Annotated in this window: 19 protein-coding genes; 10 read left to right on the top strand and 9 right to left on the bottom strand. The window is 36.5% G+C overall.

All coding sequences use genetic code 11. From position 1 onward, the window contains the following. Positions 1–5: 5 nt before the first annotated feature. The 8 genes from COE25_RS04150 to COE25_RS04185 all read left to right on the top strand — a co-directional run bounded on the left by COE25_RS04150 (position 6) and on the right by COE25_RS04185 (position 6404). On the top strand, positions 6–572 hold the full coding sequence (locus COE25_RS04150) for a 5-formyltetrahydrofolate cyclo-ligase (protein ID WP_088088980.1): 567 nt from the start codon (positions 6–8) through the stop codon (positions 570–572). Beyond that, the gene (locus COE25_RS04155) at positions 569–1357 is read left to right on the top strand and encodes a DUF92 domain-containing protein (RefSeq protein ID WP_088088979.1); all 789 of its coding nucleotides are present in this window, start codon (positions 569–571) and stop codon (positions 1355–1357) included. The genes COE25_RS04150 and COE25_RS04155 overlap by 4 nt, the downstream gene beginning before the upstream one ends. A 189-nt stretch (positions 1358–1546) precedes the next feature. Further along, positions 1547–1741 (top strand): hypothetical protein, encoded by a 195-nt coding sequence (locus COE25_RS04160; RefSeq protein ID WP_088088978.1) that lies wholly within the window; start codon positions 1547–1549, stop codon positions 1739–1741. Positions 1742–1903: 162 nt separating this feature from the next. Then, entirely contained in the window at positions 1904–3466 is a 1563-nt protein-coding gene (locus COE25_RS04165) for a rhomboid family protein (RefSeq protein ID WP_098931434.1), read from the top strand. Positions 3467–3543: 77 nt separating this feature from the next. Then, a complete protein-coding gene (locus COE25_RS04170; RefSeq protein WP_088088976.1) occupies positions 3544–3756 on the top strand; it encodes a YqgQ family protein in 213 nt (70 codons plus the stop codon). 5 nt (positions 3757–3761) lie between these two features. Then, on the top strand, positions 3762–4733 hold the full coding sequence (locus COE25_RS04175; RefSeq protein WP_088088975.1) for an ROK family glucokinase: 972 nt from the start codon (positions 3762–3764) through the stop codon (positions 4731–4733). A gap of 133 nt (positions 4734–4866) precedes the next feature. Next, the gene (locus COE25_RS04180; RefSeq protein ID WP_098931436.1) at positions 4867–6000 is read left to right on the top strand and encodes a YqgU-like beta propeller domain-containing protein; all 1134 of its coding nucleotides are present in this window, start codon (positions 4867–4869) and stop codon (positions 5998–6000) included. An 86-nt stretch (positions 6001–6086) separates the two neighbouring features. After that, a complete protein-coding gene (locus COE25_RS04185; protein ID WP_088088973.1) occupies positions 6087–6404 on the top strand; it encodes an MTH1187 family thiamine-binding protein in 318 nt (105 codons plus the stop codon). 36 nt (positions 6405–6440) lie between these two features. Here the strand turns inward: COE25_RS04185 and COE25_RS04190 are convergent, their stop codons facing one another. Next, positions 6441–6617 (bottom strand): DUF2759 domain-containing protein, encoded by a 177-nt coding sequence (locus tag COE25_RS04190; RefSeq protein ID WP_088088972.1) that lies wholly within the window; start codon positions 6615–6617, stop codon positions 6441–6443. 213 nt (positions 6618–6830) lie between these two features. Here COE25_RS04190 and COE25_RS04195 point away from each other — a divergent pair, with 213 nt between their 5' ends. Both COE25_RS04195 and COE25_RS04200 read left to right on the top strand, forming a co-directional pair. Then, complete coding sequence (locus COE25_RS04195) at positions 6831–7466, top strand: MBL fold metallo-hydrolase (RefSeq protein WP_088088971.1); 636 nt, start codon at positions 6831–6833, stop codon at positions 7464–7466. Positions 7467–7632: 166 nt separating this feature from the next. Beyond that, positions 7633–8721, top strand: coding sequence for a class I SAM-dependent methyltransferase (locus COE25_RS04200; protein WP_098931439.1), 1089 nt, complete (start codon positions 7633–7635; stop codon positions 8719–8721). A 43-nt stretch (positions 8722–8764) separates the two neighbouring features. Here the strand turns inward: COE25_RS04200 and COE25_RS04205 are convergent, their stop codons facing one another. The 8 genes from COE25_RS04205 to comGC form a co-directional block, all read right to left on the bottom strand. Continuing rightward, positions 8765–9007, bottom strand: a complete 243-nt coding sequence (locus tag COE25_RS04205) for a DUF2626 domain-containing protein (RefSeq protein WP_088088969.1) — start codon at positions 9005–9007, stop codon at positions 8765–8767. An 84-nt stretch (positions 9008–9091) separates the two neighbouring features. Then, positions 9092–9790 (bottom strand): helix-turn-helix transcriptional regulator, encoded by a 699-nt coding sequence (locus COE25_RS04210; protein WP_088088968.1) that lies wholly within the window; start codon positions 9788–9790, stop codon positions 9092–9094. 229 nt (positions 9791–10019) lie between these two features. Next, positions 10020–10205: a YqzE family protein gene (locus COE25_RS04215; protein WP_088088967.1), complete on the bottom strand. Its 186-nt coding sequence runs from the start codon at positions 10203–10205 to the stop codon at positions 10020–10022. 47 nt (positions 10206–10252) lie between these two features. Further along, positions 10253–10639: a competence type IV pilus minor pilin ComGG gene (comGG, locus tag COE25_RS04220; protein WP_180247414.1), complete on the bottom strand. Its 387-nt coding sequence runs from the start codon at positions 10637–10639 to the stop codon at positions 10253–10255. After that, the gene (gene comGF / locus COE25_RS04225; RefSeq protein ID WP_256942454.1) at positions 10636–11112 is read right to left on the bottom strand and encodes a competence type IV pilus minor pilin ComGF; all 477 of its coding nucleotides are present in this window, start codon (positions 11110–11112) and stop codon (positions 10636–10638) included. The genes comGG and comGF overlap by 4 nt, the downstream gene beginning before the upstream one ends. Then, entirely contained in the window at positions 11060–11371 is a 312-nt protein-coding gene (locus COE25_RS30510) for a hypothetical protein (RefSeq protein WP_142292197.1), read from the bottom strand. Before COE25_RS30510 ends, comGF begins: the two co-directional genes overlap by 53 nt. A gap of 10 nt (positions 11372–11381) precedes the next feature. Further along, positions 11382–11822, bottom strand: coding sequence for a competence type IV pilus minor pilin ComGD (comGD, locus tag COE25_RS04235; protein ID WP_088088963.1), 441 nt, complete (start codon positions 11820–11822; stop codon positions 11382–11384). Next, the gene (gene comGC / locus COE25_RS04240; protein WP_088088962.1) at positions 11822–12142 is read right to left on the bottom strand and encodes a competence type IV pilus major pilin ComGC; all 321 of its coding nucleotides are present in this window, start codon (positions 12140–12142) and stop codon (positions 11822–11824) included. The genes comGD and comGC overlap by 1 nt, the downstream gene beginning before the upstream one ends. Positions 12143–12149 lie beyond the last annotated feature (7 nt).

The following is a 12149-nucleotide window of genomic DNA, read 5'->3' on the forward strand; positions in this document are numbered from 1 at the left end:
CTAAAATGAATAATAAAAACTCTATTCGTAAGCAAATGAGAGAGACACTTTCAAAGCTTACAAAACCTCAATACGAAGATTATTCGTATAAAATTGCTTGTATACTTTATGAGGATGAAGCTTGGAAACAAGCAAAAGTTATTGGATTAACGGTTTCAAAACAACCAGAAGTGGATACATATCAATTGATTCGCAAAGCCTGGGAATCAGGAAAACAAGTTGTTGTGCCAAAATGTGATCCAAATGAAAGACGACTAGCCTTTAGAACTTTAAATGAATTTTCTCAGCTGGAATCAGTATTTTATGGTCTATTTGAGCCGATTGAGGAAGTAACCAAGGAAGTTGACGCAGATAGCATTGACCTATTGATTGTTCCAGGTTTAGCCTATACAAAAGAAGGGTACCGTTTGGGTTTTGGCGGAGGCTATTATGATCGTTATTTACAAAATTACCACGGTATGACGATTTCACTTGCCTTTACTGATCAATTGGTCCCACAGTTTCTTGTTGAGGAGCATGATATACCGGTCTCCCAAATTATTACAAACCATGGAGTTATCAAAATAAAATGATCATTGCGATTTTGATTTTCGTTGGAATTCTATTGACAGGTGCGGCAGGTTATAAATCCAAATCCTTGACTAGATCAGGGACCTTTGCTGCCATTTTAGTTGGACTTGCAGTGTATTTAGGCTTCGGTGAAAATGGTCTTTTCCTGCTTGGGGTATTTTTTGCCTCTTCAAGTTTTTGGTCAAAATATAAAAGTAGTGATAAGAGCATAATAGAAGAAAAGCTTGCAAAAGGGGCTACAAGAGATTGGCGTCAGGTCGCGGCGAACGGAGGAGCGGCCGGGCTTTTCAGTATCATTCAGTATTTCAACAATGATATGATCTGGTTAGTTGGCTTTATAGTATGTCTGGCTAGTGCAAATTCTGATACCTGGGCCTCGGAAATCGGTAGTTTAAGCAAAAAAGAACCGTTATACATACGTTCCTTTAAACGAGTTGAAAAGGGGACATCAGGAGCAATCAGTTTATTGGGTAGCTTGGCTTCCCTTGCAGGTTCCTTCCTAATTTCAATCATAGGATTTTGGCTTTTTGATTTAAGTTATTTCTTAACAGCTCTTGTTTTCCTTTTTGGTTTTTTCGGAAATGTTATTGATACGTTGATTGGTGCATTTTACCAACAGGTATATGTTTGTGTGAAATGCGGGATAGAGACTGAAAAAAAGAGGCATTGTGATTTGCCGACAAATAGAATAAAAGGGTCTATCTTTGTAGATAATGATATGGTGAATTTCCTTTCAGGTTTTGTTGCTGCTATGTCAGCGATAGGAGTCATTTATTTGAATAACTAATTTTTTTTTTTTGGGGTTACGAAGAGCAGGAAAAATTCGTTAATTCTGTGAATGTATTAAAGCAAACAATGGAACCGGTCTTTAAGAACTATTAATCAAAAGGATTGAATTTTTATACTATGAATTCAGTCCTTTTTTTATGGATAAAATGATGGTCATAATCGCAAAATATTAGTAGGAGGGATGAGAATGTCTCGTATGTTAACATCCATATTGATGATTGGTTCTATTGGTTATTTTGGGTTCCGATATAGATACCGTCTTATCAATGTGCTACTAGGATCTAGTTGGATGCGCAGGCTTGCAGTAGGCTCAGTTATGAGCTTCCCAGGTGTAAAACAAAAAATGATGCAATCGGTTTTTGGAAGACCATCTGAATGGTGAAAACCACAGATGGTTTTTTTTTATGGAGAAGACGGATCTCAATAAAAATAAAAGCTTGATTGATTATTGTTACTCGAGAATCGTTTATAATGAAAGATATAAGAAAAAGAATTATCGCAGCTTGATATGGCCGTATATTTTTACATAGGAAGCAGGGGGGAAATGAATAATAGAGAACGTTACATATTTTGGAAATTAGCGTATTCATTTATTTCAGATCATGGTTACCGTATTATTCAATTATTTGATAATCAAAAAGAATTATGGCTAGAAAAAATAGAAAATAAAAAAGCACCGATCATTCGTATGCTGCTCCATAATTTGGATTGGAGTAATGCTATGCAGCGTGATATTGAGTTTACTGCAGCAAATGGAGAGAGAGTCCGCAAGCAAATTGGTCGACATGAGTTAAATGTGGTCAATATTTATGTTAGTCAATTCCCGCCAGTTGATGAATATGAATTTCGTCTCGTGAAACCTTTTGTCCATTCTGAAGGAAATAAAACGATAGTAAGCTCGATTCTTTTTGCACAAGGGGTATACGAAGCAGGTTTTCATCGTATTTCAGAGAGGCTTGGGGCTGAACTTCATTTTTCAATCAATGATGATTACTTAGAAGAGGATGTTGAGTCCGTTAAGAAAGCGGCATTGGATTATGCGATTAAGAAAGTTAAGACGGAAAGAGCTATTCTGTTGAATGGCAAACCAATATTTACGTATGTTTTCATTGCCATTCAGGTTGCTGTTTTTTTCTGGCTTCAGCTTCATGGTGGAAGCACCAATACTTCTACCTTGATTAAATACGGGGCCAAGGTCAACCAATTAATCGTTGAAGGAGAATGGTGGAGATTTATTACACCCGTTTTTCTTCATATTGGTTTTATCCATCTGGCAATGAACACCCTTGCATTGTACTTTCTCGGAACTGAAGTGGAAAGAATTTTTGGCAATCTTCGTTTTCTTTGGATTTACTTGTTTGCTGGAGTTACAGGCTTTATTGCCAGTTTCATCTTCAGTGCTAACTTATCAGCAGGGGCAAGCGGTGCTATTTTCGGCTGTTTTGGTGCATTACTTTATTTTGGAGTTATTTATCCGAAGTTATTTTTCCGAACAATGGGATTGAATTTGCTTGTCGTTCTTGGAATCAACCTTATGGTTGGGTTTTCTGCATCGGGAATTGATAATGCAGGTCATCTAGGCGGGTTGGCAGGGGGATTCATAGCAGCAGGAACTGTCCACTTTCCCAAGAAGAACAAACTATGGCTGCAAATGTTGTTTTTTATTGCGTCTGTCGCACTGCTATATGGTTCTTTATCATATGGTTTTAGCTCTTTAGGAAAATCACATGATGAAAATTCTAATTTGTTGATGGCCCAGGAATATATAAAGCAAAACAACTACAATAAGGCCTACAACGTTTTAAAGGAATCGGAAGAAAATGCCGTCAATCTATCGGAGAAAACCTACTTTCTTCTATCCTTCGTAGAAATTAAGAAGGAAATGCTTCCTGAAGCCAAAACACATCTACAAAAAGCAATAAAACTAGACCCTAGTTTTGATGAGGCTTTCTTTAATTTAGCTCTCATTAATCTTGAGCAAAAAGATCTGGAAGAGGCTAAAGGAAATATAAAACAGGCAATTAAGCTTAAACCGAATCAACAAGAGTATTCTGAATTACTACACGAAATAAATCGCCAGCTTCAATCCTCTGACGGAGGAGAATAGAATACCAAATTATATTTCTGAAAAAAATATTGCTTGTGCTAATATGTTTCTCTCAATTAAAATACAAGGAGATATAAATGAAAACTATTTATGATATTCAGCAATTTTTAAAGCGCTTTGGAACCATTATTTATATTGGTGAAAGAGTCGCGGACCTTGAATTAATGGAAATGGAGCTAAAGGAACTATATCAATCACAGCTGATTGAGCCAATGGAGTTCCAAACAGCTCTGTTAATTTTGAGGCATGAGATACAATTTCAAAAAGAAAAAGTCAAAAAAGATAGGTGATTCTATTGTCAAGAAAATGGATTGTTGGTGTTGACCTTGGTGGGACAACTACTAAATTAGCCTTCGTAACAACTGAAGGTGAAATCGTTCACAAATGGGAAATCCCAACGGATAACTCAAATGAAGGACAAAACATTACAGGTAATATTGCTAAGGCAATTGATGAAAAACTTGCTGAACATGATCAATTAAAAAGTAATTTACTAGGAATTGGTATGGGGGCACCTGGACCAGTTAACTATGAAAAGGGAATCGTTTTAAATGTTGTAAATTTAGGCTGGCCAGATAACTATCCCCTAAAGGACCGTCTTGAAGCAGCGACCTCACTACCAGCTGCGATTGAAAATGACGCAAACTCTGCGGCATTGGGTGAGATGTGGATGGGAGCGGGCGCTGGAGCGAAGGACCTTGTTTGTGTCACACTCGGAACTGGTGTCGGTGGCGGCGTAATTGTTGGCGGCAAAGTTGTTCAAGGCATTAATGGTGCTGCGGGAGAAATAGGTCATATTACAGCCATCCCATCGGGTGGTGCACCATGCAATTGCGGGAAGACCGGCTGTTTAGAAACGGTCGCGTCTGCCACAGGCATTGTTCGATTAGCTAAGGTTGAACTAGCTAAGGGGTTAAAAGGTGAATTATCTGAAAAGCTTGCTGAGAATAGCAGCATTACAGCAAAAGATGTCTTTGATGCAGCCCGTAATAGTGATGAATTGGCCAAATCAATTTTGGATGAGGTTTCCTTTCATTTAGGATTCGTATTAGCTAGTATTGCCAACACCCTAAATCCGGAAAAAATTGTTCTTGGCGGCGGTGTTTCAAAAGCAGGCGATATATTAGTAGATCCAGTAAAAAATAATTTTGAGAAGTTTGCTTTTTCACCCGTAAGGGATTCCACAAAACTTGCTTTGGCTACATTAGGAAATGATGCAGGTGTCCTTGGTGCAGCATGGCTAATAAAGAATAAATTAAATCAATAAACTCCAAAGGGAAAATCCGCAGTCATGCGGCTTTTTTCCTATTTAGTATTATTTGCTAAAAAGTTGAAACATTTTTGTCAAAAAAACGTACTAACCTATGATAGCGAAAATGAGAGGAGGAAATATTGATAAATTGAGCCGGCAAAAAAGAAATTATCCTATTTTTCTAATCCTCCGTTTAATTTTTTTAATTCTCATTTTAACTGCATGTGCTCAAAAAGAGCAGTTGAAACAAAAAGTTACCGCTAAAAATGAAAAGCCTAAATCACCTGCTACTGCTCTAGGAAACGAATGGAAATTACCTATTTCCATCCCTGAAGGTGAATTTTATAAATTCGTCGGCTGGCTTTCTGGAACCAAAGTCCTCTACATTACAAATCTAGAACAAACTTCAAGTGTCTATCAGTACAATCTTTTAACAGGTAAAAGTGAACTAATTTATAAAAGTGAATATCCCATAGTCAACGTCCAAATTAGCCCTTCAAAAAAGAGAATGTTAATTCATACCTCGCCGTCATCATACGAAGGAGTAGTTACAATTATAGATATAAAAGGGAAGGAACAATTGAAAAAATCTTTTGCTTCCTATGAATTATCTTTTGAGTGGAATCCTTATAAGGAATCAGAGATTCTGGTCACGAAATTTAATGAGGATTGGAGCTTTCAAATATTATTACTTGATCTAAATAAGTCAAACACTACCGAACTTACCTTGCCCCAACCTTTTATAAAATGGAAGGGTGAGAATGAGGTTGCCTTCATTAATTGGGATGAAAATAATCCTTCCTTATTTGCACCACTTATTGATAGAAGTTTAGAAAATGGGATGGAAAAGACACTGTTTTCTTCAGTGATCGATTTTTCCGAATTTCGCGATTTGCTCGTGACTGTCTCTGTTAATGAACAAGATCAATCGATGGCCAACTATTCATTTTTTGACAAAGAAATGAAAAAGCTATTCACGTTTTCTATTCCACAACTTACAAATTATTCAGATTGGTTAGTTCCTTTCTATGACTATAATGAGCAGAAGGGACAATTTTTTACCTTTAGTCCTGTCACAAGTGGTGAAGCGGATTCCTATACAGAGGGCTTCCAACTCCTAGCTTTTAATCCTAAGAACGGAAGTAGCAGCTTAATCATGGATGGGTTAGAAAATGAGCCCATTCATTTATCTCCTAATGGTGATGCACTCTTGTATGGGAATCAGTTTGAAAAAATTATTGATATTAAGGCCAAGAAAATATATGAGTTGATAAAAGAATGACAATACGGTTGTCATTTTTTTATTTAATCTCCCAATATGATAAAATCACGTTGTGATGAAAATATAGGAGAGGAAGGTAATATTGCATGGCCATTGTAGATGTAGCAGTCATTCCAATTGGTACGGAAACACCAAGTGTCAGTAAATATGTGGCAAGTGTTCAAAAAGTTTTGAGGAAATATCAAGAAGAAGGGAAGATTCGTTTCCAATTAACACCGATGAATACCATAATTGAAGGTGAATTGCCTATCCTTTTTGAAGTAATTCAAGAAATGCATGAGGTACCCTTCTCTGAAGGAATTCAGCGGGTCGCTACAACGATTCGTATTGATGACCGAAGGGATGTTAAGCGTAGTATGGAATATAAAGTAGAGCGGGTAACAACACTGTTAAACGAGGGATAGAAAAAAGACTGCCTGATGGCAGTCTTTTTAAGATTATTAGTGATGTCCTGTTGGAAAACCAGAATGAACAATGGTCATAACTGTAAACCAACCAAAAGTCACAAATGACGCTACACCCCAAAATGCACCTAAGAAATTTTTATTCTTTAGTGATGAAAATCCACCGAAAGCTGCAAGGATGGTTACGATAGCAAAAATAATTACTAAACCCATGGTAAATCCCCCTTTTTCATCATTAGCAGGCAATGCCTCAAACATTCCAAAGAAAATTATGTACCTATATTATATACATTCGACTCTTATTTTATATTTTTTTCTTTCATTTGTCGAGTGCAAATAAGAGATCATTGAATTAGTATTCTTTCTCTCAACTGTTTACTTAGTGTAAAATAATGATATCGCAATTTCAATTGGAGGTACTAAAGAATGAAATGGCAACAAATCCCATTAGGGGCACTTCAAACTAACTGTTATATTGTAGAAAATTCAGATCGTTCGTGTTTAATTATTGACCCAGGCAGTGAAGGGAAAAAACTCATTCATTTGTTGAACAATAGGAAATTAAAACCTCTCGCAATTTTTCTAACCCATGCGCACTTCGATCATATTGGGGGTGTTGATGAAGTAAGGGATTTTTATAAAATTCCAGTTTATCTTCACAAACAAGAGGAAAAATGGCTAAGTGACTCTTCATTAAATGGTTCGCAATTTTTTATGATTCAGGATTCAATAACAGTAAAGCCAGCTGATTTTATTTTAAAAAATGAAGGAGAAATGAAAATAGGTGGTTTTGAGTTTGACATTTTTCATACACCAGGACATTCACCTGGAAGTGTCTCATTTTACTTCAAAAAGGATGGGTTTGTTCTTTCAGGTGATGCCCTGTTTCAAGGCAGCATTGGCCGTACAGACCTACCAGGAGGAAACGAGGCACAGCTATTAAAAAGCATTCATGATAAGCTGCTTGTTTTGCCTGAGGAAACGTATGTCTTATCAGGCCACGGCGCTGTAACAACCATTGCTGATGAAATGGATAGTAATCCGTTCTTGAATGGATTTTAGAGGATAGAGAGAAGACAAAAATAGAAAAACCCTTCTCCAATTTGAGAAGGGTTTTTCTGGGGGATATTCTATTCTAATATGGGAGGGGATAAAAGTTAAGCTACTATCCTTACAATATTATAAAGTTTACACTGTGTCAATAGTGTTTATTTAAAAAGGAGCATATATGAATATATTTTTAAAGAGTTTAATTTCAAATTCACCCAATGAGTTAATTACCTATGCGGATTTCATGGGGGCAGCTTTATATCATCCTGAATTCGGTTACTATATGAAAGATAAACAGAAAATTGGCCGACAAGGAGATTTCATAACAACAAGCAATATATCTGATATATACGGAAGAATGATGGCAAAATGGTTTTCTCACGTATGTGAAAGGACACAATTAGCACCAGTATTTTGTGAAATTGGAGCTGGGAATGGACGTTTTGCTAAGGCATTTTTACAGGAATGGCATGAAACGATTAAAACCCCATTAAAATATATAATTGTAGAAAGCAGTCCCTATCATCAGAAACTGCAAAGGCAATTGCTAACTAATTTTTCGGTTATCCAAGTGGAAAGTATCAGCAATGTTGAGGCTTTTGAGGGAGTGGTTTATTCCAATGAACTATTCGATGCCCTGCCAGTTCGTGTAATCGAGAAAGTCGATGGACAGCTTTTTGAGGTTATGATAGGGATTCGATGGAACGAACTGTATGAGCAAAAAGTATTGTTAACGGATTCAGATATCCTGTTTTTTTTACAGGAAAGCAAGCTTAAACTAAAGGAAAAACAGCGGTTAGAGATCCCGTTAGCAATGGAAAAGATGGTGCGGGAAATTGCTCAGTCCCTCATAAAAGGAATGGTTGTGACAGCTGATTATGGCTATACACTTGAGGAGTGGATGGACCCAAGGAGGGCAAAGGGGAGTTTAAGAGGGTATTATCAGCATCAGATGTTTGATGATGTCTTAAAGCACCCAGGTGAAATGGATATTACCACGCATATTCATTTTGATTATCTCATTCAAAAGGGTGAGCAGGTAGAATTAGAATTAATTACCAAACTCAGACAGGACGAATTTTTATTAAAGTCCGGAATTCTAAAAGAATTAGCGAACCATTATGACCCCAATCCATTTTCAGAAGTCAGCAAACGGAATCGAGCGATTCGTAGTTTGATTATGCCATCCGGGATAAGCACCTATTTTCATGTGGTTATCCAGCAAAAAGGGTTTAAGTTAAATGAAAATGACGTTTTCGTAGAATAAAGAAAAAACGCCGGAGTATTCCGACGTTTTTTCTAAATGTTTCTCAATGACCTGCACCAGGCACCATCATGAACGTAGTCCAATAAGTGAAACCTGCGAAGAAAACAGTTAAATATGCTCCGAATACCCACAAATACATGCGCTCGGATAATTTAAGATAGCTAAGCAGAACGAAAAAACCTGTTTGGGCTAAGAATAGCATTGCCGTTTTATCCATATCACCTAGATAAAACATAACTGTAAAAATGCCCGTCCAGAAACCACAAACTCTGAACATGCGATCCATATGTATCCCCCTCCTTTTTCCCTACGATACCATCATTACAATATTATAAGGAAAAGGAGGCATAATGTAAATAATGGTTTCGAATTAGTTTGTTACCAGCGCTTGATATGAACAAGTTTCGCAGCCAGAAATAATATTATCTTTTTCAATCAACTCAACGGATTCAAATAGTGCTCCAAACATTCCCTTTAGAAATTCATGGTGCATACTGCAAACTGTTTCCGAATGTTCTTCTGCCACTTCTTTAAATGGACAATTGAAAATTTGGAAATAGATTTTTGTTTTTTCACCGTTTGCTTCAAATTCTGGATAAAAACCTGCAAGCGTTGCAGCGCTTTTTAATATTGTTAGCTTTTGCTCAAATTCTAATTCCTCACCAAATGCTGTTTTTGCCTTTTCTTGTTCAATCACTTCTGTACCAAAACGTTTTCCGGTTAGATAAAGGGCTTGCTTTCCTGCTTCTCCAAGCGAAATCATTGTTTGGAGTGCGACTTTGGATAAAAGCATGTAGTCGCGAAACGGGAAATGCAGCTGGATTACATCGTCAGATAAACGATATAATCTACTTGGTCTGCCACCTTTACCTGTTTTCTTGGTTTCAGATGCTAACATATTTACATCTTCAAGCTTTGATAAATGCAATCTTGCTACATTCGGATGAATATTAAAATTTTCCGCCACCTCTTGAACGGTTACTTCTTGATGACGTTTTGTAATGTATTGATAAATATAGTACCGTGTTGGATCTGACAAAACGTTTGTTATTTTTAATGTTTGTTCCATCACTGTTCACCTCGGACCCCCATAATTTATTCCATTATAATACAGCCATTGTAACATGGGAATGAGGTTAACAATGTTAACACTATATGTTTAGAAATTGTTCACAATTTGCGACTTTATATTGTAACAATATAATAAAAAAATAGCCTAAATTCATTAATAATCTCTTGTCAATAGCAGAAATATAGTTATTTTGGAAAAATAACGAAGCAGACCCAGCATCCGCTCGTTACAATTTTCGTCTTTTTTTGACTTCAAAATAAACGATGTAGGGTAGAATTCCGAACCAGCGATACCAAAAAGAAGCTTTTGTTTCTTTTCGAGCGGTACGAATTCGTTTTCGTTCATCCTTCGGTTGGTCTGCGTATTTCACGATGGTTTGGGTCATATATTTCACATAGTCGTTTGTTTTCATGGACACACCTGCCTTTAATTTTCATAAACAAGTATGTCCATATTTCTTCATTTTAATTCGACCCAGTTACTTAATCTTTTTGTCCTTGTATCAAAATATCCCCGTCCAATGAATGTTTTGTCAACAGCAAGGAGGTGAAGAGTAAAATTGACTTTTTGGACATACCCATTAGGAGTTTCAGCTTTGTAATCCATGGTGCCGTTAACAAAACTAATTGTTCCTTTGACAGGTAAGATCCCACTCTTTTGAAATATTACTTCAACTTTTTTTACCGACGATAGAAAATAGTACTCCTCTTGGAGGATGATAGCCGTTTCATGTGCCATTTTTCTTTCGGATAACAATTGTTCAATACGTACCGAGAAAAATAATAAAAAAATGATGATCAGGCACAAGGTAAGTGGGTAAGTGAAGCCTTTTTCATTATTTTTCATGGGACTGTCCCCGAATTTACTATTGGAAAAGCTGTTACTGAGTATTCTTTTCCCCATAGATCCGTTACGATGGTTTTGACTGCATTGTTTATAATGGTGAATGAATATTGTGAAACATTTTGAAGGATTATTTCATGACCAGTTGAATTCACACGTCTCCTAAGATTAGTACCGTACTTTTCATATTGAATGGTTTCAGTATCCTTCGTTAGAATTAACCTTCCGGAAATCACTTCGGCACTAGTGGACTGCCTTATTTCTTTTTTGATTTGGCTCGAAAAAACTTCCCATTCCATTGCCTGTAACGATGCCTCCGTGTCCTTATTAGTCAGGATAATTTGAAAAACAGGTGTCATAAAGAAAATAATCGTCGTAAAAATTGAAAAAGCAATTAGTACCTCGATGAGCGTAAATGCTTTTTCATTCAAGGGGCCCACAAATTTCGGTTTCAGGCTGTAATGAATTTTTTTCAATTCTTACACACACCTCCTTTTGGTCAGCTGCTCCGGTGTCTTTCCATGTGATTTGGTATTCAACTCCATTCAAAATGGAAGTGTAATTTGAAAATGTTTTATTACTGAATAATTTGATCTGTAGTTCCTCATACATCAGCTGCCTCGCTTTGCTCTCCCATTCTAATTGTCGTGATTGTTCTCTTAGTTCGATCAATAAAGGCAGTAAAAATAAACTAAGCATTAACCAGGCAGATAAAGAAAGTAGCAGTTCAAGCAAAAAAAATCCTCTAGTACTCCTTAACATAGAACCGACCCTCTCCAATTAAAAAGGTAATAACATATGTTTTATTTTTTGTTTGGATAAAAAAGTTTCCAAACTGGTTTACGTTTCCGTCGCTTAGGAATTTCAAATATAAGGGGAGAGAACCTTCTTTGAGATAAATATTTGTACTGTAATTTCGATTGACGATCGGCGTTGGTTCCGGCCACAAATACAGAAAATACCTATATTGATCTGGAACAAAAACAATGGATACTTCATCATGATGGGAGATAGCATATTGTTGAGCATAATATAGGTCGGCTTTTAATTGGATTAAAAAGGCCTCATCCTCCATTACTGAGTGCTGTGGTTTTAAGGAGAAAACTGTAATTGAGGAGATAATCATGAAGATGGAGAGAACTAACAAGGACTCAATTAAAGTGAAGCCTTTTTGATGCGTATTCATTATGGAGTGGTTACTGATGCAACAGCTGTTACAGTACCTTCAGAGTCTATTTCAACTGTCTTTCCGTTTGGACAACCTTTAGCGTCCTCCTTTATATATCCTTCTGCTTTTAGTTCCGCGATAGTTGGTACTTTATTCTTATCCATTTCATAAGCCTGAACTTGTGCCTGGACCATTTTAACATAGGCATCACAGCCTTTATTGTTGATGTTAGAATTATGTTTGGCAACGTTTGGAATTGTGATAATTAACAAGACCGAAATTACGAGCATGACGATCATCATTTCAATTAAAGTAAAGCCTTTTTCATTTTTCATCATTTTTAAT

The organism is Bacillus sp. AFS031507, assembly GCF_002584635.1.
Classification (GTDB): Bacteria; Bacillota; Bacilli; order Bacillales; family Cytobacillaceae; genus Neobacillus.

Excerpts from the sequence above, each read along its gene's own strand:
- COE25_RS04155 (WP_088088979.1), top strand. The coding sequence starts at position 569 with ATGATCATTGCGATTTTGATTTTCGTTGGAATTCTATTGACAGGTGCG.
- COE25_RS04185 (WP_088088973.1), top strand. The coding sequence starts at position 6,087 with ATGGCCATTGTAGATGTAGCAGTCATTCCAATTGGTACGGAAACACCA.
- COE25_RS04190 (WP_088088972.1), bottom strand. The coding sequence starts at position 6,617 with ATGGGTTTAGTAATTATTTTTGCTATCGTAACCATCCTTGCAGCTTTC.
- comGC (WP_088088962.1), bottom strand. The coding sequence starts at position 12,142 with ATGATGAAAAATGAAAAAGGCTTTACTTTAATTGAAATGATGATCGTC.
- COE25_RS04215 (WP_088088967.1), bottom strand. The coding sequence starts at position 10,205 with ATGAAAACAAACGACTATGTGAAATATATGACCCAAACCATCGTGAAA.
- COE25_RS04160 (WP_088088978.1), top strand. The coding sequence starts at position 1,547 with ATGTCTCGTATGTTAACATCCATATTGATGATTGGTTCTATTGGTTAT.
- COE25_RS04195 (WP_088088971.1), top strand. The coding sequence starts at position 6,831 with ATGAAATGGCAACAAATCCCATTAGGGGCACTTCAAACTAACTGTTAT.
- COE25_RS04210 (WP_088088968.1), bottom strand. The coding sequence starts at position 9,790 with ATGGAACAAACATTAAAAATAACAAACGTTTTGTCAGATCCAACACGG.
- COE25_RS04150 (WP_088088980.1), top strand. The coding sequence starts at position 6 with ATGAATAATAAAAACTCTATTCGTAAGCAAATGAGAGAGACACTTTCA.
- comGG (WP_180247414.1), bottom strand. The coding sequence starts at position 10,639 with ATGAAAAATAATGAAAAAGGCTTCACTTACCCACTTACCTTGTGCCTG.
- COE25_RS04165 (WP_098931434.1), top strand. The coding sequence starts at position 1,904 with ATGAATAATAGAGAACGTTACATATTTTGGAAATTAGCGTATTCATTT.
- comGD (WP_088088963.1), bottom strand. The coding sequence starts at position 11,822 with ATGAATACGCATCAAAAAGGCTTCACTTTAATTGAGTCCTTGTTAGTT.
- COE25_RS04200 (WP_098931439.1), top strand. The coding sequence starts at position 7,633 with ATGAATATATTTTTAAAGAGTTTAATTTCAAATTCACCCAATGAGTTA.
- COE25_RS04170 (WP_088088976.1), top strand. The coding sequence starts at position 3,544 with ATGAAAACTATTTATGATATTCAGCAATTTTTAAAGCGCTTTGGAACC.
- COE25_RS04205 (WP_088088969.1), bottom strand. The coding sequence starts at position 9,007 with ATGGATCGCATGTTCAGAGTTTGTGGTTTCTGGACGGGCATTTTTACA.